We start from the raw sequence: 23,154 nt of genomic DNA on the forward strand, positions 1-23,154 counted from the left end.
GCATGTGATCCGCCGAGAGACGCCGCCGGGCTCGCAGTCGTCACTGCGTGAAGCCAACCGCGCGCGCCTGCTCGAGACGCTGAAGAGGCACGGGCGGATGACGCAGGTCGAGCTGGCCGGTATCACCGGGCTGTCCCCGGCGACGGTGTCGAACATCGTCAAGGAGCTCGTCGCGTCCGGGGTGCTGCACACCTCGATCACCTCGCGCAGCGGTCGCCGGGCGACCCTGGTCTCCCTCGCGCGCCAGTTGGGTCTGGTCGCCGGAGCGCACTTCAGCTCGCGTCAGCTGCACATCGCCATCTCGGATGTCACCCGCACCGTCGTGAGCCAGAGCTCGCTCCCCCTTCCCCTCGATCACCGGCACGATGCCGAGCTCGACCGTCTCGCGCTGCTCCTGGGCGACATGATGGATTCCCTCGGCGGTGCCGTCGACGATCTCCTTGCCGTGGGGCTCGCCCTTCCCGCCCCGATCGACCCGCGGACCGGCATGGTGAGCGCCGCCGGAATCCTCCGCGGCTGGGAGAACGTCGATATCGCGACATCCCTGACCGCCCGCATCCAGCGTCCGGTCCTCGTCGACAGCGAGGCCAATCTGGGGGCACTCGCCGAGGCCCGCGAAGGCGTGTCGAGGGACGTCGCGTCGTCGGTGTACCTCCGTGTGGGACACACGATCAGCGCGGGGATGGTCGTCGGCGGAGAGCTCTTCCGCGGTGTCAACGGCAAGGCCGGCCAGATCGGCCACGTCACGATCGACGAGAACGGGCCGATCTGCCGCTGCAGCAACCGCGGATGTCTCGAGACCTACGCCGGCGGGCCGGCCCTCCTCTCCCTCTTCCCGCCCGGGGAGGGGATGCGACGTCTCAGCGACCTCATCCAGGCCGCGGAGTCCGGCGACGGGAGCGCACGACGGGTGATCGCCGACGCCGGTCGGCACATCGGCATCGCTGCGGCGAGCCTGTGCAACCTCCTCGATCCCGGGCTGATCGTCGTCGGCGGCGAACTCGCCGAGGCCGGCGAGACCCTCATGGCACCGATGCGCCACTCGCTCGAGCGCACGGCGCTGGCCGCGGGCAACGGCCTGCCCGAGATCGTCGCGAGCTCGTTCGGAGAATGGACCGAGACCCGGGGAGCCATCGCGGCCGCGCTCGACGCCGTCGCCTTCGATCATGTGGCGGTCGACAGCGGAGTCGATCGCGCCACCGCGTGAGCGGCCGATGACCTCCGCTCTCCGCCGCGCCGCCGCGGCCCTCCTCGCGACGATGGTCGTGCTGGGATCAGCGGGCTGCGCGTCGCCGACGGAGGGCGAGGAGGGGACGATCGCGCTCCTGCTTCCCGACGCCAAGACCGCCCGATACGAGACCTTCGACCGCCCGTACTTCGAACAGCGTGTGGAAGAGCTCGGTGACTTCCGAGTGCTGTACTCCAATGCCGACCAGGATGCCGCCAAGCAGCAGCAGCAGGCGGAGGCCGCGCTCACCGGGGGCGCCGGGGTTCTGGTGCTCGACCCGGTCGACGCCAACGCCGCCGTCACGATCGTGCGGGAGGCCAATGCGCAGGGGGTTCCGGTGATCTCCTACGACCGACTCGTCGCGGGGGGCGATCTGGCTTACTATGTCTCGTTCGACAACGAGAAGGTGGGCCAGCTCCAGGCGGCCGCGCTCACCGAGGCCCTGGCCGGCGTTGAACCCGAGACGGAGCAGAGAGGCATCCTGATGGTGAACGGCTCGCCGACCGACAGCAATGCCGCGCTGTTCAAGTCCGGCGCCCTGGAGGTCATCGATGACGCCGGGCTGACCGTGCTGTCGTCCTTCGACACACCCGAATGGAGCCCCGATCTCGCGCAGGAGTGGGTCGCCGGGCAGCTCGCCCAGTTCGGTGATCGCATCGCCGCGGTCTATGCGGCCAACGACGCCACCGCCGGGGGCGCGGTGGCGGCGCTGCGCGCCGGCAACGTCACGCCGTTCCCGATCGTGACCGGCCAGGATGCCGAGCTGACCGCCATTCAGCGGATCCTCACCGGCGATCAGTTCATGACGGTGTACAAGGCCATCCGCCCCCAGGCCGAGCGCGCCGCCGATGTGGCGGTCGCGCTGCTGCGCGGCGAGGAGGTCAGTGCACCTCTGGAGATCGAAGGGACGCCGACGACGCTCCTCGACCCGGTCGCGGTGACGGTCGACAACATCGCCGACACCGTGGTCGCCGACGGGTTCTGGACGATCGACGACATCTGCACCGCCGAGTACGCCGCAGCCTGCGAGCAGGCGGGACTGCGATGACCGGCGGCATGACGGCGCCCAAGCCCCGCCCCCGGGAGCGCGTGCTGACGATGCACGGCATCGGCAAGCGGTTCGGCGCCGTGCGCGCCCTCAGCGATGTGGACTTCTGGGTCGACGAGGGCGAGGTCGTCGCCCTCGTCGGCGACAACGGCGCCGGCAAGTCGACGCTGGTGAAGATCCTCGCCGGCGTGTACACCGCCGACGCCGGTGTGATCGAGTTCGACGGCGCACCCGTGCGCCTCAGCAGCCCCGCCGACGCGCAGGAGCTGGGAATCGCCACGATCTTCCAGGACCTCGCCCTGTGCGACAACCTCGATGTCGTCGCCAACCTGTGGCTCGGTCGAGAACTCGTCTCGGGACGACGCCTGAACGAGGTCGAGATGGAGCAGCGCACCTGGACGCTGCTGCGCGAGCTCGCCGCGAAGCTCCCCTCGGTGCGGGTGCCGGTCGCCTCGCTGTCGGGTGGTCAGCGCCAGACCGTCGCGATCGCCCGATCGCTGATCGGCGACCCGCGCGTGGTGATCCTCGACGAGCCGACGGCGGCACTCGGTGTGGCGCAGACCGCCGAAGTGCTGAACCTCATCGAGCGGCTGCGCGAACGCGGGCACGGCGTCATCCTGATCAGCCACAACATGGCCGACGTGATGGCCGTCGCCGACCGCGCGGTCGTCTTGCGCCTCGGCCGGAACAACGGCGAGTACGACGTCGCCGACATCACGACCGAGACCCTCATCGCCGCCATCACCGGGGCCACCGCCGACGCGCCGGCGCCCCCCGCGCCGGCGCCCGAGCAGGCGACGCCCGGTCGCATCATCCCCCTCCCCACCGACCGCCCCCGCCGACGTCCGCGCACGCAGGACCTCGACGGATGACCGCCGCCGACACGTTCTCGCGCGTCGCCGCTCGCGTTCGGGAGGGCGACCTGGGTGCACTCCCCGTCATCGTCGGGGTGGTCGTCATCTGGTCGGTGTTCCAGTCGCTGAATCCGTCGTTCCTCTCGAGCCAGAACCTCGTCAACCTCACGATGCAGTGCGCCGCCATCGGCACCATCGCGCTGGGAGTGGTGCTCGTCCTGCTCGTCGGTGAGATCGATCTCTCCGTCGGGTCGGTCTCCGGACTGGCCGCCGCGATCCTCGCCGTGACGTTCGTGCAGATGCAGTGGGATCTGATCCTCGCGATCGTCGCCGCCGTCGCTGCGGGGGCGGCGATCGGCGCCGGGTACGGACTGCTGCTGACCCGGTTCGCCCTGCCGAGCTTCGTCATCACCCTGGCGGGACTCCTGGGGTTCCTCGGCCTGCAGCTGTGGGTGCTCGGCGAGACCGGATCGATCAACCTGCCCTTCGACTCGTGGCTGGTGGTCTTCGCGCAGCAGCTGTTCCTTCCCGCCTGGCTCTCCTACGTGCTCGTCGGCCTCGCCGTCGCCGGCTACGCTCTCTCGCGCGTCCGCCGCGCCCAGCGGCGCGTGCAGGCGAACCTCGACAGCCAGAGCTACCGCGAGATCGCCGTGCGGACGATCATCCTCGGTGTCTTCCTCGCCGGTGCAACCTGGTACCTCAACCTCTCGCGCGGCGTCGGGGTGATGTTCCTGTTCTTCCTCGCCCTGGTCGTCGTCATCGACATCGTGCTGCAGCAGACGCGATGGGGCCGCGCGGTGTACGCCGTCGGCGGGTCGAAGGAGGCCGCGCGGCGCGCGGGGATCCGCGTCGGACGCATCTACGTCACGGTGTTCGCCCTGTGCTCCAGTCTCGCCGCCATCGGCGGCATCCTCGCTGCGGCCCGGCTCGCCGCGGTGAGCCAGAGTTCCGGCGGCGGGGACACGAACCTGAATGCGATCGCCGCCGCGGTCATCGGCGGGGCGAGCCTGTTCGGCGGACGCGGCACCGCGTATTCCGCACTCCTCGGCATCATCGTGATCCAGTCGATCTCCTCGGGCTTGACGCTGTTGACCCTGGACTCGTCGGTGCACTACATGATCACCGGCCTCGTACTCGTCATCGCCGTGATCATCGACTCCCTCTCACGACGGACCCGGGAGGCCACCGGCCGGTAACTGCCTTCAGGGACCGAACGCATGAGCGCCGTTGCGAAAGCGTTACGTTCACTACTTGACGCCAAGGGTGGCCACTCGGGATGATCAGTCTCGTGAGCGGCCCAATGGGGGCGTCGCGCTCACCATTCGACGATGAAAGGTGAACAATGAAGAAATCCTTCCTTTCGGCCGCGGCGGTGGCCGGCGCAGCCGTGATGCTGCTGGCGGGCTGTTCCAGCTCGACCGGCGGCGACAGCGGCGGTGGCGGTGGCGAGACCGGCGGCGGTGACGCCGCGGGCCGGGCCTGCGTCATCCTCCCCGACGCGGCATCCTCGCCCCGCTGGGAGAACTTCGACCGCAAGTACCTGCAGGAGGGCCTGGAGGCAGCCGGCTTCGAGGTCGACATCCAGAACGCGCAGGGCAACACCAACACCTACTCGACGATCGCCGACCAGCAGCTCACCCAGGGCTGCGGTGTCATGCTGCTCGTGGATTACCAGGGTGCGGCTGAGGCCGTCGCTGCGAACGCCACGGCTGAGGGCATCCCGGTGATCGCGTACGACCGTCCCTTCGAGGGCGCCGACTACTACGTCTCGTTCGACAACATGGAGGTCGGGCGTCTGCAGGGCCAGACGGTGCTCGACGGCCTCGAAGCCGCCGGCAAGGACCCCGCCACCGCGACCGTCGTCTACATGGGCGGAGACCCCACCGACGGCAATGCCGCGATGTTCAAGTCCGGCGCCGTGGAGGTCATGGAGGCCGCCGGCATCACCCCGGCTGCCGAGCCCCCGGGGGTCTGGGACCAGGCTGAGTCGCAGACCAACTTCGAGCAGGCCCTCACCTCGCTCGGCGGTCAGGTCGACGGCGTCTGGGCGGCCAACGACACCAACGCCGCCGGCGTCATCAAGGTGCTGCAGGACAACAACCTCGAAGGTGTCGCCGTCTCCGGTCAGGACGCCAACGTCGCGGGCCTGCAGAACATCCTCCTCGGCTGGCAGACCGCCACGGTCTACAAGCCGGTGAAGGATGAGGCCGACGCGGCCGTCGAGCTCGCCGTGGCGCTGCTCAACGGCGAAGAGGTCACCGCCGAGGCCGAGCTCGAAGACGGCACGCCCTACATCCAGGTCACGCCGGTCCTCGTCGGTCCGAACGAAGTCAAGGACGTCATCGCCGCCGGCGACGCCTCCTACGACGACGTCTGCACCCCCGACGTGATGGCCGCGTGCGAGGAGTTCGGCGTCACCGAGTGATGCCCCGCGCGTGACAACGCGCCGAACCGGGGGCGCCACGGCACCGCGCCGTGGCGCCCCCGCCGCGCCCCTCCACCCGGTCGCAAGGAAGCGAGCATGACAGACACCATCCACACCCCCACCGCCCTGGAACCCATCATCGAACTCGTCGGGGTCAAGAAGTCCTTCGGCCCCGTCAGCGTCCTCAAGGGCGTGAATCTCAAGGTCTACCCCGGCAAGGTGACCGCTCTGGTCGGCGACAACGGCGCCGGCAAGTCCACCCTCATCAAGGGGCTCGCCGGTGTGCAGCCCTATGACGAGGGCGAGGTCCTCATCGACGGCCAGCATCGCGATCTCGTCGCCCCGCGGGACGCTTCGGGCCTCGGCATCGAAGTCGTCTACCAAGACCTCGCGCTGTGCGACAACCTCGACATCGTCCAGAACATGTTCCTCGGGCGCGAGGAGCTCACCTTCGGCATGTTCGACGAGGGGCGGATGGAGAAGGACGCCTCCGACACCCTGCGCTCCCTGTCGGTGCGCACCGTCAAATCCGTGCGCCAGAAGGTCTCTTCCCTGTCCGGTGGGCAGCGGCAGACCGTGGCCATCGCTCGTGCGGTCCTGAAGAAGGCCCGCGTGGTCATCCTCGACGAGCCGACGGCAGCGCTCGGGGTCGCCCAGACCGAACAGGTGCTGAATCTCGTTCAGCGCCTCGCACAGCAGGGTGTCGCCGTCATCCTCATCAGCCACAACCTGGCCGATGTGTTCGCGGTCGCCGACGACATCGCCGTGCTCTACCTCGGTCAGATGGTGGCGCAGATCCCCACCGGTGAGACCACGCGTGACGACGTGGTCGGCTATATCACCGGTACCAAGACCAACGGGGTCGAGATCATCGACACCACCACCCTCAGCACGGGAGGAGCCGAATGAGCAGCAACGCGACCCGAACCGAGGCTGCACCCGACCCGGTGACCAGCGATCTGATCGGCAGCGGCGTCGAGGGCGGCCTGATGGACCAGGTGAGAGCCTGGCTCCAGCGCGTCCGCGGCGGCGACATGGGCGCGCTTCCCGCGATCGGCGGCCTCGTCGTCCTCGGCATCCTCTTCAGCGCACTCAGCCCCTTCTTCCTCACCGAGCGCAACTTCGCCAATCTCCTCAACCAGGCCGCAACCCTGGTGGTCCTCGGCATGGCGCTCGTCTTCGTGCTGCTGCTCGGCGAGATCGACCTGTCGGCCGGTGTGACCGGCGGCGTCGGCATGGCGCTGTTCGTCGTGCTCACGGCCCAGTTCGGCATTCCCTGGCCGCTGGCGCTCCTCATCGGATTCGCCTTCGGCTTCCTCACGGGCGCGTTCATCGGATTCTTCGTCGCGAGGGTGGGCATACCCTCGTTCGTGGTGACGCTGGGTCTGTTCCTGGGATTCCAGGGTCTCGCCCTGACGGTCATCGGACCCGGCGGCCTCTACCGCGTCGAAGTCCCCGAACTCCTCGCCCTGCAGAACGGCAACCTGCCGGTGTGGGGAGGCTGGGTGATGCTGCTGGTCATGCTCCTCATCTCCGCCGCGACGAGCTTCTGGGACCGCAATCGGCGCACCCGGGCGGGCGTGCCCAACCGGGCGCTGTCGCTGGTGTGGATCAAGCTCGCCGCCATCGCCGTCATCGGCGGGGTCGTGGTGTACGTCCTCAACCAGAACCGCGGCCAGTCGGTCGTGGCGGTCGAGGGCGTGCCGATCATCGTCCCCGTCGTGCTGACGATCCTGTGGATCGGGACGCTGGTGCTCGACCGCACGAAGTTCGGCCGCTACATCTACGCCATCGGCGGCAACGCCGAGGCGGCACGTCGCTCGGGCGTGAAGGTGCGCTGGGTCAAGTGGTGGGCCTTCGTCATCTGCTCGAGTCTCGCCGTGGCCTCGGCCCTTCTCGCGGTGACCCGTGTCGGCTCGGTGGACGCTACGGTCGGTCGAGACATCGTGCTGAGCGGCGTCGCGGCGGCGGTCGTGGGTGGCGTCAGCCTCTTCGGCGGACGCGGGCGCCTGGTCCACGCGGCCATCGGTGCGCTCGTCATCGCCGTCATCACGAACGGCCTGGGGCTGCTGAACCTGCCCGCCGGCGTCAACCTGCTCGTCACCGGCGGTGTGCTGATCCTCGCCGCCACGGTCGATGCGCTCTCGCGCCTCCGGTCGGGAGGCATACGGATCTGACTGCGGGGTGAGTGCGCCCCGGCACGCGTCCGGGCGCACTCACCCCTTCGTCAGCACCTCCGACACCCACGCGGGCACCACCTGCGACGCGGGCCCGGCGCGGACCTCGTCGAAGGGAACAGCCGCGTCGCTCGGCACGAGGTTGAGCTCCACGGTGCGGGCACCCAGCGCCGAGGCGAAGGCCACGTATCCCGCGGCCGGGTAGACACTCCCCGAGGTCCCGATCGACACGAACACGTCCGCGGTGACGAGCGCCCGCTCGATCCGGTCGAGCTCGTAGGGCATCTCGCCGAACCACACGACGTCGGGGCGAAGCGCAGACGCTCCGCACGCCGGACACGCCGGTCGGCCCTCGAGGTCGTCGACGATGACCGACACCTCCCCGCACGCAGTGCACAACGCGTTCGCGAGGGTGCCGTGCATGTGCACCAGCCGCCTTGTGCCGGCGCGCTCGTGCAGGTCGTCGACGTTCTGCGTGACGACGAGCAGGTCATCGCCGATCGCCGCCTCCAGCTCGGTCAGGGCGCGATGGCCCGCATGAGGCAGAGCGGATGCCACGGCCCGCCGACGCGCGTCATAGAAGCGCAGCACGGTGTCGGGATCGCGCTCGAACCCCTCCGGCGTCGCGACGTCCTCCACCCGGTGCCCCTCCCACAGTCCGTCGGCATCGCGGAAGGTCGGCACACCGCTCTCGGCGGAGATCCCCGCACCGGTGAGGACGACGACGCGCACGGTCAGCCCCGCAGAAGCGAGCGCAGCGCGTCGATGGTGTCGGCCTCCGCCGCGGACTTGTCGGGTCGATACCCCTTGACCCGTGCGAAGCGGAGCGCGACGCCGCCGGGATAGCGCGTCGAACGCTGCACACCGTCGATGGCGATCTCGACGACCGTTTCGGGTCGGACGTGGACGGCGTGCGGGCTCCGGGAGGTCGCGATCGTCGGGAAGTGGGCGGTCTGCCAGGCCAGGAGCCTGTCGGTCAGGCCTTTGAAGGTCTTCCCGACCATCACGAACCCGCCGGGCGGCCCGAACGCACCGTCGGGGTCGCGAGCACCCAGGTGCAGGTTCGAGAGCAACCCGGTCCGTCTCCCCGATCCCTCCTCCACGGCGAGGACGACCAGGTCGAAGGTGAGCACGGGCTTGACCTTGAGCCAGCTCTTCCCTCGACGGCCCGCCTGGTAGGCGGAGTCGATGGCTTTGACCATCACGCCCTCGTGCCCGGCGGCGAGGGCGGCGCGGGCGGTCTCTTCCGCGACTTCGGGATCAGCCGTGCGCACCGCGGGAATGCGCCACTCCCCTGCCACGCGATCCAGTTCTTCCTGTCGCACGTGCAAGGGCTGATCGATCAGGTCGCGGCCGTCGAGGTGCAGCAGGTCGAAGAACCACGGGCGCAGCGCCACCGCGGTGGCAGCCTCGGATCCGAACCGCGACATCGTCTCCTGGAAGGCCCGGGGGGCGCCGTCCTCATCGAGGGCGAGGGTCTCCCCGTCGAAGATCGCCGCGCTCACCGGCAGTGCCCGGACGGCCTCGACGATCTCGGGGAGGCGATGGGTCACATCGGCCAGGGTGCGGGTGAAGACGCGAATGTCGTCGCCGTGACGATGCACCTGGATGCGGGCGCCGTCCAGCTTGTACTCCACCGATGAGTCCCCGGTCGCCGACACCGCCTCGCCCGCGCTGGCCGCCGTCGCCGCGAGCATCGGCAGGACGGCGCGGCCGACGATGAGCCCGACCTCGTCGAGCGCGTCGGCGCCGCCGAAGAGGGCCACCGACGCCGCCTCGCCGAGGTCTCCCGACAACATGGCCGCCCGACGCACGGATGCGAGCGGACGATCGGCTGCGAGGGCGACCGCGTCGAGGAGCACGCCCTCGAGGGCCCCCGTGCGGAGCTCGCCGAGGATGACGCGGGTCAGGAAGTCCCACTCCCTCGCCGTCGCGGCCTGCGCGAGGGCATCGAGCTCTGCCTGCCGCCGTGCCGCAGAGCCTGTTCCGGCGGCGACGGCCAGGCGCTCGAAGGCCGCGTCGACGTCGAGGACGGACAGCGTGGCGTGGGGCGCGTGCTCACGCTCGGCGGAGAGCGTGCGCCACCCGACACCCAGCCGACCCTGTCGAGGCTTCGCCAACAGCAGCCCCACGGTGATCGAGACCTCCTGCGGCTCGAGGCCGCGAAGCGTCTCGGCGAGCACCACCACCTTCGCCTTCCTCGACGCCGTCTGCGAGACGACCTCGGTGGCCTCGACCACCTCTCTCAGGAGCATGGGCGCGATTCTGCCACGGGGGTGCGACACCGGTCAGCGGGCACGGATCTCCGCCGCCCGTTCGATGAACCGCGCAGCCGCGACGCTGTCGCCCGGATCTGTCAGCATCATCCGCAGCACCACCTCGTCGACGGCGTCGAGGTAGTCCGGCAGCCGCAGCGCGGCGGTGTCGGGAGTGAGGACGGTGTCGGAGGGCGCCAGACCCAGTCGCGCGAAGTTCGCCGCGTAGGCGGGATATTCGGCGTAGGCGTCGCGCTCCGCCTCCAGCCGCGGCAGCGCGTCGACGTCGAGGGCGGCGCGGACATACAGCGCCGCGTGCGCGCCGTCCTGGGCGCGGTGCGCCTCGGCCGCCTGTGCGGCCGCGAGTGCGGGACTCAGCCAGCTGAGGAGCACGCCGTCCCCCGTCGTCGCGCCCAGGTCGCGCATCCGCGGTCCGAGGGCGCCGACGACGATGCGCGCGCCGGTCCCCTCCCGCAGCCGGATGATCGCGGTGCGGACCGCATCGAGGGCGCCGCGTCGGAGGCCCCCGGACCCGATTCCCAGGGTGAGACGCGCGGCGGGGAGTTCGAGCGCCCTCACCTGCCCGGCGATCTCCTCTCCCGGACGCCGGTCCACCGGGATGACGCCGGTGGCGAGCCCCAGGGTGTCGGTGACCTCGGCGACGGCGGCGAGCACCTCGAGTGCGTCGTGACCCGGGGTGTCATTCACCCACAGGGTGGTGAACCCGGCTCGTTCGACGACCGGGGCGATCGTGCGAGCGAACGCGGGCCCGACGGCGGCGGCGATTCCGATGGAGCATGCCATGTCCTCAGCATGCCCCATCGGAACCAGCGTCAGGCTGCAGCGGCGACCGTCGCTCCGGCGGCGACCCGCAGCATCCCGTCGGCGGCGTCGAGCCTCACCGCTCCGCCGTCGCTGAGCGCTCCCGACACGAACAGGTCGGCGATGCGGTCGTCGACCTCGCGTTGGATGAGCCGGCGCAGGGGACGCGCCCCGTACTCGGGCTCGTAGCCGTTCTCGGCGAGCCATGCGATCGCCGAGTCATCGATCTCGAGCGACACCTCGCGGGCGCTCAGCCGTGCACGGGTCGCCCCGAGCATGAGTCCGACGATCTGCTCCAGCTGCTCCTTCTCGAGCTTGCGGAAGAGCACGATCTCGTCGATGCGGTTGAGGAACTCCGGTCGCATGGCGTCGCGCAGACGCCCCATCACACGGTCGCGGAGATCCTTGTCCGAGCCGAAACCGGTGGCTCCGCCGCCGTCGGCGATGAAGCCGATGGCACCCGAGCGCGAGGCGAGGAATTCGCTCCCGATGTTCGAGGTCATCACGACCACGGTGTTGCGGAAGTCGACCGTTCGTCCCTGACCGTCGGTGAGGCGGCCATCGTCGAGCACCTGCAGCAGCAGGTTGAACACGTCGGGGTGGGCCTTCTCGATCTCGTCGAAGAGCACGATCGAGTACGGGTTGCGCCGCACGCGCTCGGTGAGCTGCCCCGCCTCGTCGTATCCGACGTATCCGGGAGGGGCACCGACCAGGCGCGACACCGTGTGCCGCTCGCCGAATTCGCTCATGTCGAAGCGGATGACGGCGCCGTCGTCATCGAACAGGGAGGCCGCCAGGGCCTTCGCCAGCTCGGTCTTGCCCACCCCTGTCGGGCCGAGGAAGAGGAACGAACCGACGGGACGGCGGCTGTCCCCCATTCCGGTGCGGCTCCGCCGCACCGCCTTGGCGACGGCGGTCACCGCGTCATCCTGTCCGATCACCCGCGCGTGCAGCTCGCTCTCCAGCACCGCCAGGCGCTCACGCTCGGTCTCGGTCAGACGCTGAGCGGGGATGCCCGTGGCGCGGCTGATCACCGCGGCGATCTCGGGTTCGTCCACCACCGCCGCACCCGCCTTCGCGCCGGCCTCGGTCGCCACACGCAGGCGCTCCTGCACCGCGGCGATCTCGTCGCGGATCTGAGACGCCTCCTCGTAGCGCTCCGCGGTGACCGCGGCATTCTTGTCGGCCTCGAGCGTGGCGAGACGCTCCAGGAGCTCCCGGGTGTCGACCTTCGACCCCAGGCGCAGCCGGAGCCGTGCCCCTGCCTGGTCGATGAGATCGATCGCCTTGTCGGGAAGAACCCGGTCGGTGAGATACCGGTCGCTGAGTTCGACGGCGGCACGCAGTGCGTCGTCGGTGTAGGTGACCCCGTGGTGCTCCTCATAGGCGCCACGGAGGCCGCGGAGGATCTCGACGGCATCGATGAGCGACGGCTCGCCCACCCTCACCGGCTGGAAACGGCGCTCCAGGGCGGGGTCCTTCTCGATCGTGCGGTACTCCTTCAGCGTCGTCGCACCCACGAGATGAAGGTCGCCGCGCGCGAGCCGGGGCTTCAGGATGTTGCCGGCGTCCATCGCACCCTCGCCGCCGCCCCCGGCGCCCACGACGGTGTGCACCTCGTCGATGAAGACGATGAGCTGGTTCGAGCGCGCGGCGATCTCGTCCATCGTGTGGGTGAGGCGCTCCTCGAAGTCGCCCCGGTAGCGCGTGCCGGCGAGCATCGCGGGCAGGTCGAGGGCGATCACGCGCTTGTCGCGCAGCTGCTCGGGAACGTCGCCCGCCACGATCGCCTGGGCCAGGCCCTCGACGATCGCGGTCTTGCCGACGCCGGCCTCGCCGACGAGCACGGGGTTGTTCTTCGTGCGGCGGCTGAGGATCTCGATCGTCTGCTCGATCTCGTCTTCGCGCCCGATCACCGGGTCGAGCAGTCCGTCGCGGGCACGGGCCGTGAGGTCGGTGCCGAAACGGTCGAGCATGGGGGAATCGGATGCCGCGGCGTCCGCTCTCTCTTCGGCGCTCGTTCCGCCGGGGGTGACCGTCTCGCGCACGCTCTGGGTGAGCGCCTCGGCGGTGACGCCCGCCTGGGCGAGGATCTGCCCGGCCGGTGTGTCCTGCGCGAGGACGAGGGCGAAGAACAGGTGCTCGGGGTCGACGTAGGTCGAGCCTGAGGAGCGTGCGACCTGGAAGGCGTGGAAGAGGGCGCGCTGCACCGACGGAGTGATCACGGCGCCGTCGACGTCGGCGGCCGTCGACGCGGCGGGGAGCCGCTGTTCGGCCGCGCGGGCGATCGCGTCGGGATCGGAGCCGATCCGCGCCACCGCATCGCGTGCCGGGGCGTGCTGGACCAGCACGCGGAGCACGTGCAGGGCGTCGAGTTCGCGCTGCCCGCGCTCGAGGGCGTAGCGGCCGGAACGCTGCAGCATCTCCTGGGTTCGGGCGCTCAGGAAGCGGCTGAGGTCGATCGAACGCTCCGCGCGAGCCCGCTCGCCCGCGAGGTAGCGAGCGAGGAACTCGTCGAACGCGCTCTGACCGTCACCGGTCTGGGGGAAGTCTTCGGGCATGTCAGTCTCCGTGAAGGGTGATGCGAAGCCTGCTCGGAGATCCCGGTACGGGAACTTGAGCAGACACGTATCAACTTCAACGCGACGTGATGGCGACTATTCCCACCGCCGTCACCGAAAAGTCGGATCCGGATCGTTCCACGTCTGAGCCGTTTCGACGATCCAGAACGCCGAGAACAGCAGGAGGAGCACGACCTCGCCGATGAGGACGAGCGGGATGCCGGTGGCCGCCCCTCGCGGATCGGCGACGCTCAGGAGGAAGACGACGAAGAGGAAGCCGATCGCGGCGAGGATTCCCACGGCGATCGTTCCGTAGATCGCGCGGGCGGCCGGCCGGGAGGAGGTCGGCGCCCAGGCGGTCCACCCGGCGACAGCGGCGATGAGGGCGAAGAAGGCCAGGGTCGCCGCCAGATGGCCGAAACGGAGCAGACTCTCCTGATCCACGGCCGACCACAGGGGGAACCCGACGATGAGCCCGCCCGCGGCGCCGGCCGTGGTCAGCACGCCACGGGTGAGGGTCCGCTGGGCGCGGGCGACGAAGAGCGTGGCGACGAGCGCGACCACCCCCACGATCGCGAACGTGATGAGACCGTTGACGACGTCGGCGTGCACGGCGGCGGGCACGACGCCACCCACAGGGGTCGGGATGATGGCGATGAGGGGGGCCAGGACCGCGGCGACATCGAGCAGAGCCTGGGGCACGCTCCGCCCCGATAGGGCGAGGAGGGCGAGCGACACGGCGAAGAGCGACCCGGTGAAGACCGTCCGAGCAGGGGTGTAGAAGCCGGCGCTCAACGACTCCGGTGCGGTCCCGACGTCGATCGCGACCGCGGCGACGGAGACGAGGAGGGCGAGCACAGCCCCGAGGATCGCCAGCCGGACGTACCGGTAGGTGCGGGCGAGGGATGTCGCGGCCGCGACCTGGGTCACCGGAACCGCCGTCCTGCCGACCACACGGACTCGACCTCGAGCGCGGGGCTGAGGAGGACGACGTCGGCGGCGAATCCGGGGTCGAGACGCCCCAAGCGGTCCTGCCGCCCGACGACCCTCGCGGGGGTCTCGGTCAGGGCGGCGACGGCTGTGGGGAGGTCGAGTCCCACCTGTTCGACGGCTCGGCGCAGAGCGGCGTCCTGGGTGAGGGTGGAGCCGGCGATCGTCTCCGTGCCCGCCAACCGCGCGATGCCCTCCGACACGGTGACCTCCAGGTCGCCGAGGATGTAGTCGCCGTCTGCCGCGCCCGCGGCGGCCATGGCGTCGGTCACGAGCGCGATGCGCCCCGGGGCGAGATCGAACAGCATCCGCACGACCAGGGGGTCGACGTGGCTGCCGTCGAGGATGACCTCCAGAACGATTCCCGACGCGTTCACTGCGGCGAGCACCGGGCCCGGTGCCCGGTGATGGATGCCGCGCATCGCGTTGAAGGCATGGGTGAGCAGCCTCGCGCCACGAGCGAACGCCGCCTCGGCCAGGGCACGATCGGCGCCGGTGTGGCCCACCGCCACGACGACGCCCGCGTCGGCGAACGTCTCGATCGCCTCGAGCGCGTGAGGTCGGTCGGGGGCGACGGTGATCTGGACGAGTGCATTCCCCGCGGCATCCCGCAGGCGACGCACCGTCTCGGGATCGGGATCACGCAGCACGTCGGGATCGTGGGCCCCCCGGAAGTCGGGGTGGAGGAAAGGTCCTTCCAGGTGCGCGCCGAGGACGCGCGGATCGCGGGCTTTCGCCTCCACGATCGCGGCGAGGCGCGACGCGAGCGTATCGATGCGGGCGCTCACCAGGGAGAGCACGGAGCGTGTCGTGCCGTGGGCGGTGTGGGTGTCCAACACCCGTGCGATCGCGGCGGCGCCGTCATCGACGGCCGCTCCGCCTCCGCCGTGACAGTGCAGGTCGATGAATCCGGGGGTGAGGACGCGGCCCGAGGCATCGATGACCTCCGCAGGCGCGTGGCGCTGCCAGTCGGCGCCGGTACCGCGCGCCGAGACGACGTCGCCGTCGAGCAGCAGCCACGCGTCCTCGGTGATCTCACCGCCTGAAACCAGTCGAGCCGAATGCAGGACTGTGGTGCCGGTCGCGTTCACTCCGCCACGATATCCGTCCGAGCCTCGCTATCCTTCACAGGGCCGGAAGGAGCGGGATGTCGGAACTGTGGCGCGGGGTGGGGCTCCTCCTCCGCGGGTTCGGGTGGTGGGCTCGTCGTCCCGCGGCGATGGCGCTCGGACTCATCCCCGCCGTCGTCGTCGCGGTGGTGTTCATCACCGCGCTGGTCGTCCTGGGCGCCTGGGTTCCCGAAGTCGCCGAATGGCTGACGCCGTTCGCGGCGGGATGGCCGGAGTTCTGGACCGGCGTCGTTCGCATCGCCGTGAGCGCCGCGCTTCTCGGCGGTGCGGGCATCATCGCGATCGTGACCTTCACCGCCGTGACCCTCATCGTCGGAGAGCCGTTCTACGACCGCATCTGGCGTTCGGTGGAGAAGAGCGCGGCAGGAGAGATCCCCGGCGCGGACTACGGCTTCTGGCGATCCACAGGAGACGCGCTCTCACTTCTCGGCCGCGGTATCCTCATCGCGATCTGCGCGGCCCTCGTCGGCTTCATCCCCGTCGTCGGCACGGTCCTGGGAGCGGTCATCGGTACGGTGCTCACCGGTTGGATCCTCGCCGACGAACTCACCTCGCGTGCGTTGACGGCACGCGGCATCTCGCGCAGGGAGCGGCGCGCTCTGCTCCGCCGCGCCCGGCCCCGGGTGTGGGGCTTCGGGATCGCGACCCAGCTGTGCTTCCTCGTGCCTCTGGGCGCCGTGGCGGTCATGCCGGCCGCGACCGCAGGCGCGACGATGCTCGCGCGGACGCTCGTCGGAGAGGACGCGAGCGGTTAGCGCCGGCCGTCCCGCGTGGACCACAGGGCCCAGGCGACGAGAACGGGCTGGAAGAACAGACGGAACAGGCGCTTGCGGTCGCTGTCGAGACCGAAGCCGTCGCGCTTCTTCAGGTACTGCTCGAGGTTGCCGGGGAAGATCGCCACGAAGAACGCCGCCAGGTAGTTCCCGAGCGTGCGACGTGATTTCGGAAGCAGCACGAGCGACGCCCCGAGCATGACCTCCAGCACTCCCGAGACGATGACGACGTCATCCTTGTCGAACCCGGTGCCCCGGGTGGTCCAGTCGGGAACCTGCGCCTGGAACTCCTTGCGTCCCCAGAACAGGTGGGTGACGCCGGCGAACACCATCGCGCCGGCCAGCGACCAGCGGGCGAGGGTGCGCAGGGGGCTCGAGCTGTCCGACATCCCGTCAGCCTAACCGCGCGAGGATCATTCCCGACCTCCGGGCGGGCCGACGACGAGAAGCACGACGAACAGCAGCACGACCGCGGTCGCGATGAGCAGGGCGAGCACCCACGGGCGCCGAAGGAAGAAGCGCAGCATCCGGTCGAGGATCCGGCGGTCGCGGGGATCGGCCGTCTCCTCGGTCCGCCACGATCCGCGCAGGCGGCCGGAGCGCTGCAGCCAGATCTCGGTGGGGATGGTGGCGTACGGGATCACGGCGCTCCCGACGGCGACGATCGCCGGCCCCGGCGACCAGCGCTGGTTGAGGGAGACGAGTACCGCCGTCGCTCCGTAAGCCAGGAAGACGAAGCCGTGGATGCCGCCGCCGATCGTCACCGCGATGTCGAGACCGGCGGTCGCACGGAGGATCAATCCGGTGATCAACAGGGTCCACGACACCGCCTCGGCGATGGCGAGGGTGCGGAAGAGGGTCAGGGGCGTGCGGAACACGGGTTCTCCTCAGCGAGGGACGGGGTTTCCAGCCTAGAGAAGCCCACAGAACGCGCCGCCCCGGTCGTGTCGGTGTCAAGAGATCGCGACGGCGCCTAGCGTGGAGGTGTGGAGTTCCCCTTCGACGCGCTGCGGCGGTGGCCTGACGTCGAGGCTCCGGACCTCGTGGCCGTCGACGCGGCCGATCGACTGCTCCTGGACCTGTCCCAGGAGGCGCGCCGTGATGCGGCGCCGGACGAGATGGTCGTGATCGGCGATGCCTACGGGGCGCTCACCCTCGCGTCAGCGCAGCCGGGGTGGTTCCTGAGGGTGCATCAGGATTCTCTCCTCGGCGAACGCGCTCTCGCTGCGAACGCCGAGGCGCTGGAGATGCCGGGAGTCTTTCGCTCCCTGCCGCTGTCCGCTGAACTCGTGCGAGACGCGAGGGTCGTCCTTCTGCGCCTCCCCCGTTCCCTGGATGCGCTGGATGACATCGCCGGTCTCATCGCGAGGCACGCTCACCCCGACGCGCGGGTCTTCGCCGGCGGCCGCATCAAACACATGACCCTGGCCATGAACGACGTCCTGCGGCGGTACTTCGGGCGTGTGGACGTCAGCCCGGCGCGACAGAAGTCCCGTGTCCTCATCGCCGCCGAGCCCCACGACGGACGCGACCCCGAGCCGAAGCGTGCGAGGGTCGGCGACCTCGAGGTCTGTGCCTTCGGCGGCGTCTTCGCCGGCGCTTCCCTCGACATCGGCACCCGGCTCCTCCTGGAGAATCTTCCGAACGGGATTTCGGATGACGCGCTCGTCGTCGACCTGGCCTGCGGAAACGGTATCGTCGGCGCGACGCTCGCACGGCGTCATCCCCGTCTCCGGGTTCACGCGTCGGATGTCTCGGCGGCCGCCGTCGCCTCAGCGCGCGCCACCGCCGCCGCGAACGGGGTCGCCGATCGGGTAGAGGTCATTCAGGATGCCGGCCTGTCGACCCTCCCCGATGGCGTGGCCGACCTGATCGCGCTGAACCCTCCGTTCCACACCGGAGCGGCCGTGCATGAGCGGCTCGCCCACGGGCTGTTCGCCGACGCCGCTCGGGTGCTCGCCCCGGAGGGCGAGCTCTGGACCGTCTGGAACTCGCACCTCCGCCACCGATCGACACTCAAGCGCCTCGTCGGCCCCACCCGTCAGGTCGCCCGCAACGCCAAGTTCACCGTCACCGTGTCCAGGAGCGGCTGAGATGCACGACATCGCCCGGTGGGCGGTCGCCCTGTCGACGCTGATCGGGCTCGGACTGGCGCTCGGCCTGAACCCCGCCCTGTACGGGGCGACGGCCGACATGCTGGCCCGCAACACCCAGGTGGCGGCGCGGATGGGGTGGATGGTGGGTGGCCTCGCAACGGGCGCCACGATCCTCTTCGTGGCGCTGCAGAGCTTCAATCCGGCGAATCTCGTCACGGCCGCGGAGCGCGATGCCGACGCCCTCGCGCTGAGCCGCACAGTCGACCTCATCGCCGGAGCCGTCTTCCTGGCCGCGGCGATCGGGGTCGCGGTCTGGCGTCTCCGCGTCCCCCGGCGAGCAGCGGTCGCGCGCGCCACGCAAAGCCGTGCACATTCGGGGAGCTACTTCTGGCTCGGCCTCAGCTGCTCGATCGTCGGATTCACGACCCTCCCGATCATGTACACCACGGGCCGCGTGACCGCGGGCATCAGTGACGAGCTCGTTCCCCGGATCCTGGCGTACGCCGTCTTCCTGCTGGCGCTCATCGCCCCGTTCGTCCTGCTCGCCGGAGTGTGGTCGCGGCTGCCGGGCGCGGCCGCCTTCGTCTCCCGCACCTACGACCGTCTCATCCATCTGGATTACCGATGGACCTATGCGGTCGTCCTGGCCGCCGCGGGCGTCGTGTGTCTGGGCTTCGGTCTCATCGCGGGGCGGTGAGACAGCGCGAGTCCGACCGCCGGCCCGGCCGACTGGACGTCAGAACGGCGCCGGTTCTCGGGGGTCGTCGGCGGGTTCGTCGGTGATCCGAAACTCTCCGGTGAAGGTGGTCCATTTCACCCACAGGTCGTCGGGGACGTCCTCCTCTGGGGAGAAGTGCACCCCATGGCCGGGTGGATTGTCGGTGTAGACCCGCCCTGCGGGGGAGGTCCACTCCAGGACCCCACCGTCGAGTTGTCGGACGTTCCAGGCGGTGAACTGTTTCATGCTGTGGTGTCGTTGGCACAGGCAAGACAGGTTGCAGATCTCGGTTCTCCCGCCCAGGGCGGCGTCGTGATTGTGGTCGACCTCGCAGGTGCGGGCGGGCATCCGGCAGCCCGGCCACCGGCAGTGCTTATCCCGACCCTTCAGGAACCGGACCATCGCCCCGGTCGGCCGGTACTGATCCACCGCCATCGTCAACCCCGTCACCGGGTGAGTCAGCAGCCGCTCCCACACCCCGTCACTGTTCCCCGCCAGCAACCGCGCCGTCTCGGCATCGATCGGCCCCACCCCCGCGAGGTCGCACGGAACGTCGCTTTGCCCCATCAAAGCCATGACGGGGATCACGACCTGCACCTTCGCGGTGATCGCCCCGAGCCCTCCCGGTAGGTCACCAGAGCCGGTCGGGTTGAGGCTCGGTGTGGAGGTGAGGAGCATGTCGGCGAACACGTCCGCGCGGACCTCGTCGATGGACCGGGTATCCGGCGGCACGTCAGGATCCGCCCCGGGTTCTCGGGCGGTGATGACCGCGGTGGCTTCGTCGGTGATGCGTTGGAAGATCCCCTCGATCAGCACCGTGGACTGCACCGCCCGCAACTCCGACATCCCGTCACCGATCGTGTAGCGGACGATCTTCCGCTCCCGGAACGCCCCCGCATGCCGCTCGGTCAGTGTCCGGGGGTGCATCCGTTCCGCGAGGATCTCCAGATCCGCACGGGCACGCCCCGGGGTCTCGTCGAGACAGATCTCCGCCGCGAGCTGATCGAACTCACCCTTCACCTCCGGCGGCAGGCGTCGCCCGACATCCTCCACCACCGCCACATGCGCTCGGGTGATCAGCCCTTTCTCCCAGCAGTGCACCGTCGCGGGGTAGTCGTTCACCAACGCGAAGGCACTATCGATCTGGCGTTGCACCGACCGATCCGACAACCGCACCGCCGCAGCGATCTCCGCCGCCACACCCCGCAACGCCATATCCCGGTCCCGCACCACCGAGGATGACCCCTCCGCCAGCCGCGCCGCGAACGCCCCAGCCTCCGCCAACGCACGCGTCTGCTCCGCCTCCGCGGCAGCCAGCGCTACCTGCGCCGCCTCCACCCGGGTCAGCACACCCGTCAGCTCAGTTCGGTCCTCCTCGCTGAGGAGGGTGAGCCGCGGGTTCGAACACATGTATGAATGATGGCACCAGCCTCCGACATCTAGACCCGAAACTCTCAACCCCAGGTTGAACCGATCTCGACCTGATGAGGCACTCGGGCTCCAATCGAGCGAAGCCCCCGACAAGGCTCTCGAGAAGCGCACGCTCGTCGAAGGCTGGACAGCTCAGATGGAAGGACCCTGACCATCGCGCACCTCGAAGAGGAGCTGCGTCTCGGTCGCCCGCACAACGGGGTGCACGGTGATGTGCTCGAGCACCACGTCCCGCAGCGCTTCGGGATCGCGCACGGCTACATGGACGAGGAAGTTGTCCACTCCGGCGACGTGGAAGACACGCAGCGCAGACGGGATCTCACACAGCGCGTCGAACAGTTCGCGAACACGAGAAGCCGTGTGACTCCCCAGTCGCACGCGGATGAGAGCCTGGATGGGATAGCCCAGCGCCGTCTCGCTCAAGCGCACCTGCGATCCGCGGATCACCCCCCGCGCGCGCAGCATGCGCACCCGATGGGCACACGTCGACTCGGCCAAGCCGAGCCGTTCGGCAAGGGCGCGGTTGGTGAGGTCGCCGTCGCGTTAGGAACTCATGGATGGGCGTCACCGCCGCGGGGTGAGGCTTTCGACCCAGTCGAGCACTCTCGGCTCATGGTCGCGCAGCCAGTGTCCGCCGTGGGGAATCCCCTCGCAGCGGGCGCCCGGGACGACCGACTGCCAGAGTCGGGCGTGGCTGGGAGGAACCAGGACGTCCGACTCGCCGTACAGGACGAATGTCGGCGTCCCGATGTGGGACGGGTCGAAGCCCCAATCTGTCGCGAAGAGCGCCAGGTCGTCATCGACCCAGCCGTCTACGCCGTTCGCCGACCACTCGGCATGTTCGACGGACTCTTCATGCTGCACCTCAGTCCGGGCAAGCACCTCCTGGTCGCTGGCGGGCAGCAGGGCCATCCACTGGTCTAGTGCGTCGTCGGCGCCACCTAGGTCATCGATCAAATGCCTCAGGGCGAGTTCGCCGGCTCGAGACGCCGCGATTTCGTCCTCCGTCTCCGCCATCATGTCGGGGATCGTCGCGTGAGGTATGTGAAGCGGCCCAAGGCTGACGATGAGGCCGAGCGCGGTGACCCGTTCTGGTAACGCCGCCGCCGCGGCAGCGGCGTGCGGTCCGCCGCCGGAGGTGCCAATTACAGCGAACTCGGAGCGCCCGAGCGCGTCCGCGACAGCCGCAGACCAGCCAGCCGCGCTGGATACCATTCGGCCGGCCTGTCTCGGGGAGCCCCCGTAGCCGGGGCGGTCGAAGCTGCAGATGAGAGCGTCGTTTCGTGCCGCTGCATCCCATCCTCCGGGCACCGCAACGGAGCTGCTGGGCGTTCCGTGATGGAACACGATAAGAGGGCCCTCGGGGTTCCCCCACTCACGCACCCGAAGGTGTGCGCCGGAGTCCAGGTTGAGCTGCCACTCGTCGCGCCAGGGGCGGTTCACCGGATCTCCAGGACGGACCGTGGCAGGCGGGAGAGGAACTGAGGGCCGTCTTCGAGGAAGACGATGGTGTCGACCATGATCACGGAGTTGAAGATTTCCAGGTTCGTGACAAGACCTGCCTCGACGATCCCGGCTGGCGGATCCTCGATAGCCCAGGTGAACTCCCCCACCCAGTCCGCGGGCGGAACAGACAAGCCCAGTTCATATCCTCCGGCGCTGGTGTCGATTCCCGCATGGTCGCTGTATCGCCGCACGGCGTCTGCGAGCACGGACCACGGGGTCCCCGGCATGCCGACTGCTTCGATCACGTCGTAGACGCCGGCGACGATCTCGGCGAGTCGAGCCGTCTCGTCGTCCGCAGGCCCGAACACGAGGGGTCGGGTTGCGCGAGCGTGGTAGCCGTGGACGGCCGCTGCCATGTCGGGGTACACGACGGGGGCGCTGCCGAGACGGCGCCGACCGCTGAGAGCATGGATGTCGGACACCGCGCTCCCGGCGGCCACGGTCTCGTGTAGCGCTGCGGGCTCGCCGCCGGCGCGCGCCATCCCCAGCGAGTAGACGCCCCACGCTTCGAGCTCGGTCATGTCAGGCGTTGCGGACGCGACGATGGCCTCGATCCCCGCGTCGCACGCCGCCTGAGCCTGCCGTATCAGTTGGATCTCACTCGCCGACTTCAGCCTCCGCGCAGCGCGAAGTGTCAGGCTCACATCGGAGACCATCGCGCCGGCTCGTACGAGACCCTGGTCGACGATGGAAGCAACAGCCGGGCTCGGAACGCAGCTCCATCGTTCCACTCCGATGTTCTGATGCTCGAGCTGCCCGATCTGTGCGAAAAGAAAGGCCACGAACTCGTCGAGAGAGGGCTCGCCCGTCGCCGACACAGCATCGGGGCGACGGAAGTCGGTGACCACCGAGGACCCACGCGCAAGGTCCTCGTGATACTCGGCGTCGATCAGGAAGAGGCGATCGTCTCTGAGGTCGATAACCAGCGCGTGAACAGGCGGAAAGGCAGTTGAAGTGTGGTGGCGGTACCAACGGCTGCGATAACCCGTGAGCCACGCGATCGTGTCCGGGGCCGTGAGCACTGCGACGTCCACGCGCTTTTCCTGCAGGCGCGTCCTTACTCTGTCCAGGCGGGCGGCGTACTCCGCTCGCGAGAACGGGATGGCGGCTTCGTCGTTGATCATGCTCCTATCGTCGGGA

At 69.7% G+C, this 23,154-nt stretch carries 22 protein-coding genes and 1 pseudogene; 10 read left to right on the forward strand and 13 right to left on the reverse strand.

Features of this window, described 5'->3' with window-relative positions:
- Positions 1-4 precede the first annotated feature (4 nt).
- The 7 genes from V6S02_RS08985 (at position 5) to V6S02_RS09015 (ending at position 7,732) form a co-directional block, all read left to right on the forward strand.
- Positions 5-1,207 (forward strand): ROK family transcriptional regulator, encoded by a 1,203-nt coding sequence (locus V6S02_RS08985; RefSeq protein ID WP_336400559.1) that lies wholly within the window; start codon positions 5-7, stop codon positions 1,205-1,207.
- 7 nt (positions 1,208-1,214) lie between these two features.
- Positions 1,215-2,276, forward strand: coding sequence for a sugar ABC transporter substrate-binding protein (locus V6S02_RS08990; RefSeq protein WP_336400560.1), 1,062 nt, complete (start codon positions 1,215-1,217; stop codon positions 2,274-2,276).
- Positions 2,273-3,148 (forward strand): ATP-binding cassette domain-containing protein, encoded by an 876-nt coding sequence (locus V6S02_RS08995; RefSeq protein WP_336400561.1) that lies wholly within the window; start codon positions 2,273-2,275, stop codon positions 3,146-3,148. Before V6S02_RS08990 ends, V6S02_RS08995 begins: the two co-directional genes overlap by 4 nt.
- On the forward strand, positions 3,145-4,326 hold the full coding sequence (locus V6S02_RS09000) for a sugar ABC transporter permease (RefSeq protein WP_336400562.1): 1,182 nt from the start codon (positions 3,145-3,147) through the stop codon (positions 4,324-4,326). The genes V6S02_RS08995 and V6S02_RS09000 overlap by 4 nt, the downstream gene beginning before the upstream one ends.
- 146 nt (positions 4,327-4,472) lie before the next feature.
- Positions 4,473-5,555 (forward strand): sugar ABC transporter substrate-binding protein, encoded by a 1,083-nt coding sequence (locus V6S02_RS09005; protein ID WP_124293668.1) that lies wholly within the window; start codon positions 4,473-4,475, stop codon positions 5,553-5,555.
- Between the two features lie 96 nt (positions 5,556-5,651).
- A complete protein-coding gene (locus V6S02_RS09010) occupies positions 5,652-6,464 on the forward strand; it encodes an ATP-binding cassette domain-containing protein (RefSeq protein ID WP_124293669.1) in 813 nt (270 codons plus the stop codon).
- A complete protein-coding gene (locus tag V6S02_RS09015) occupies positions 6,461-7,732 on the forward strand; it encodes a sugar ABC transporter permease (RefSeq protein WP_124293670.1) in 1,272 nt (423 codons plus the stop codon). Before V6S02_RS09010 ends, V6S02_RS09015 begins: the two co-directional genes overlap by 4 nt.
- A gap of 39 nt (positions 7,733-7,771) precedes the next feature.
- Here V6S02_RS09015 and V6S02_RS09020 read toward each other — a convergent pair whose 3' ends face one another.
- The 6 genes from V6S02_RS09020 to nagA all read right to left on the reverse strand — a co-directional run bounded on the left by V6S02_RS09020 (position 7,772) and on the right by nagA (position 15,451).
- Positions 7,772-8,464: an NAD-dependent deacylase gene (locus V6S02_RS09020; protein ID WP_336400563.1), complete on the reverse strand. Its 693-nt coding sequence runs from the start codon at positions 8,462-8,464 to the stop codon at positions 7,772-7,774.
- Between the two features lie 2 nt (positions 8,465-8,466).
- Positions 8,467-9,987 (reverse strand): ATP-dependent DNA ligase, encoded by a 1,521-nt coding sequence (locus V6S02_RS09025; RefSeq protein ID WP_336400564.1) that lies wholly within the window; start codon positions 9,985-9,987, stop codon positions 8,467-8,469.
- Between the two features lie 33 nt (positions 9,988-10,020).
- Complete coding sequence (locus V6S02_RS09030) at positions 10,021-10,791, reverse strand: LLM class flavin-dependent oxidoreductase (protein WP_336400565.1); 771 nt, start codon at positions 10,789-10,791, stop codon at positions 10,021-10,023.
- A 29-nt stretch (positions 10,792-10,820) separates the two neighbouring features.
- A complete protein-coding gene (locus V6S02_RS09035) occupies positions 10,821-13,370 on the reverse strand; it encodes an ATP-dependent Clp protease ATP-binding subunit (RefSeq protein ID WP_336400566.1) in 2,550 nt (849 codons plus the stop codon).
- Between the two features lie 111 nt (positions 13,371-13,481).
- Positions 13,482-14,300: a hypothetical protein gene (locus V6S02_RS09040; protein WP_336400567.1), complete on the reverse strand. Its 819-nt coding sequence runs from the start codon at positions 14,298-14,300 to the stop codon at positions 13,482-13,484.
- The gene (gene nagA, locus V6S02_RS09045; RefSeq protein WP_336400568.1) at positions 14,297-15,451 is read right to left on the reverse strand and encodes an N-acetylglucosamine-6-phosphate deacetylase; all 1,155 of its coding nucleotides are present in this window, start codon (positions 15,449-15,451) and stop codon (positions 14,297-14,299) included. Before nagA ends, V6S02_RS09040 begins: the two co-directional genes overlap by 4 nt.
- Positions 15,452-15,507: 56 nt before the next feature.
- Here nagA and V6S02_RS09050 point away from each other — a divergent pair, with 56 nt between their 5' ends.
- Positions 15,508-16,245 (forward strand): EI24 domain-containing protein, encoded by a 738-nt coding sequence (locus V6S02_RS09050; protein WP_336400569.1) that lies wholly within the window; start codon positions 15,508-15,510, stop codon positions 16,243-16,245.
- On the opposite strand, the gene V6S02_RS09055 is transcribed toward V6S02_RS09050, so the two are convergent.
- Complete coding sequence (locus V6S02_RS09055) at positions 16,242-16,652, reverse strand: DoxX family protein (RefSeq protein WP_336400570.1); 411 nt, start codon at positions 16,650-16,652, stop codon at positions 16,242-16,244. The genes V6S02_RS09050 and V6S02_RS09055 overlap by 4 nt on opposite strands.
- Before the next feature lie 24 nt (positions 16,653-16,676).
- The gene (locus V6S02_RS09060) at positions 16,677-17,141 is read right to left on the reverse strand and encodes a DUF3817 domain-containing protein (RefSeq protein ID WP_336400571.1); all 465 of its coding nucleotides are present in this window, start codon (positions 17,139-17,141) and stop codon (positions 16,677-16,679) included.
- A 108-nt stretch (positions 17,142-17,249) separates the two neighbouring features.
- Between V6S02_RS09060 and V6S02_RS09065 the strand changes: the two genes are divergently transcribed.
- Both V6S02_RS09065 and V6S02_RS09070 read left to right on the forward strand, forming a co-directional pair.
- A complete protein-coding gene (locus tag V6S02_RS09065; RefSeq protein WP_336400572.1) occupies positions 17,250-18,356 on the forward strand; it encodes a class I SAM-dependent methyltransferase in 1,107 nt (368 codons plus the stop codon).
- Between the two features lies 1 nt (position 18,357).
- On the forward strand, positions 18,358-19,056 hold the full coding sequence (locus V6S02_RS09070; RefSeq protein WP_336400573.1) for a hypothetical protein: 699 nt from the start codon (positions 18,358-18,360) through the stop codon (positions 19,054-19,056).
- Positions 19,057-19,095: 39 nt separating this feature from the next.
- On the opposite strand, the gene V6S02_RS09075 is transcribed toward V6S02_RS09070, so the two are convergent.
- From V6S02_RS09075 to V6S02_RS09095, 5 genes and pseudogenes are all read right to left on the reverse strand, one after another.
- Positions 19,096-20,487 (reverse strand): HNH endonuclease signature motif containing protein, encoded by a 1,392-nt coding sequence (locus tag V6S02_RS09075; protein ID WP_336400574.1) that lies wholly within the window; start codon positions 20,485-20,487, stop codon positions 19,096-19,098.
- Positions 20,488-20,640: 153 nt separating this feature from the next.
- A complete protein-coding gene (locus V6S02_RS09080; protein WP_336400575.1) occupies positions 20,641-20,973 on the reverse strand; it encodes an Lrp/AsnC family transcriptional regulator in 333 nt (110 codons plus the stop codon).
- Positions 20,959-21,039, reverse strand: a pseudogene (locus tag V6S02_RS09085) (winged helix-turn-helix domain-containing protein); the annotation flags it as partial. The pseudogene V6S02_RS09085 and the gene V6S02_RS09080, both read right to left, overlap by 15 nt.
- Before the next feature lie 33 nt (positions 21,040-21,072).
- Positions 21,073-21,951, reverse strand: coding sequence for an alpha/beta hydrolase (locus V6S02_RS09090; protein ID WP_336400576.1), 879 nt, complete (start codon positions 21,949-21,951; stop codon positions 21,073-21,075).
- A complete protein-coding gene (locus V6S02_RS09095) occupies positions 21,948-23,138 on the reverse strand; it encodes a M24 family metallopeptidase (RefSeq protein ID WP_336400577.1) in 1,191 nt (396 codons plus the stop codon). Before V6S02_RS09095 ends, V6S02_RS09090 begins: the two co-directional genes overlap by 4 nt.
- Positions 23,139-23,154 lie beyond the last annotated feature (16 nt).

This window comes from Microbacterium sp. CCNWLW134, assembly GCF_037083565.1.
Lineage (GTDB): Bacteria > Actinomycetota > Actinomycetes > Actinomycetales > Microbacteriaceae > Microbacterium.

Excerpts from the sequence above, each read along its gene's own strand:
- V6S02_RS08990 (WP_336400560.1), top strand. The coding sequence starts at position 1,215 with ATGACCTCCGCTCTCCGCCGCGCCGCCGCGGCCCTCCTCGCGACGATG.
- V6S02_RS08995 (WP_336400561.1), top strand. The coding sequence starts at position 2,273 with ATGACCGGCGGCATGACGGCGCCCAAGCCCCGCCCCCGGGAGCGCGTG.
- V6S02_RS09000 (WP_336400562.1), top strand. The coding sequence starts at position 3,145 with ATGACCGCCGCCGACACGTTCTCGCGCGTCGCCGCTCGCGTTCGGGAG.
- V6S02_RS09005 (WP_124293668.1), top strand. The coding sequence starts at position 4,473 with ATGAAGAAATCCTTCCTTTCGGCCGCGGCGGTGGCCGGCGCAGCCGTG.
- V6S02_RS09010 (WP_124293669.1), top strand. The coding sequence starts at position 5,652 with ATGACAGACACCATCCACACCCCCACCGCCCTGGAACCCATCATCGAA.
- V6S02_RS09015 (WP_124293670.1), top strand. The coding sequence starts at position 6,461 with ATGAGCAGCAACGCGACCCGAACCGAGGCTGCACCCGACCCGGTGACC.
- V6S02_RS09025 (WP_336400564.1), bottom strand. The coding sequence starts at position 9,987 with ATGCTCCTGAGAGAGGTGGTCGAGGCCACCGAGGTCGTCTCGCAGACG.
- V6S02_RS09030 (WP_336400565.1), bottom strand. The coding sequence starts at position 10,791 with ATGGCATGCTCCATCGGAATCGCCGCCGCCGTCGGGCCCGCGTTCGCT.
- V6S02_RS09035 (WP_336400566.1), bottom strand. The coding sequence starts at position 13,370 with ATGCCCGAAGACTTCCCCCAGACCGGTGACGGTCAGAGCGCGTTCGAC.
- V6S02_RS09050 (WP_336400569.1), top strand. The coding sequence starts at position 15,508 with ATGTCGGAACTGTGGCGCGGGGTGGGGCTCCTCCTCCGCGGGTTCGGG.
- V6S02_RS09055 (WP_336400570.1), bottom strand. The coding sequence starts at position 16,652 with ATGTCGGACAGCTCGAGCCCCCTGCGCACCCTCGCCCGCTGGTCGCTG.
- V6S02_RS09070 (WP_336400573.1), top strand. The coding sequence starts at position 18,358 with ATGCACGACATCGCCCGGTGGGCGGTCGCCCTGTCGACGCTGATCGGG.
- V6S02_RS09075 (WP_336400574.1), bottom strand. The coding sequence starts at position 20,487 with ATGTGTTCGAACCCGCGGCTCACCCTCCTCAGCGAGGAGGACCGAACT.
- V6S02_RS09080 (WP_336400575.1), bottom strand. The coding sequence starts at position 20,973 with ATGCTGCGCGCGCGGGGGGTGATCCGCGGATCGCAGGTGCGCTTGAGC.
- V6S02_RS09095 (WP_336400577.1), bottom strand. The coding sequence starts at position 23,138 with ATGATCAACGACGAAGCCGCCATCCCGTTCTCGCGAGCGGAGTACGCC.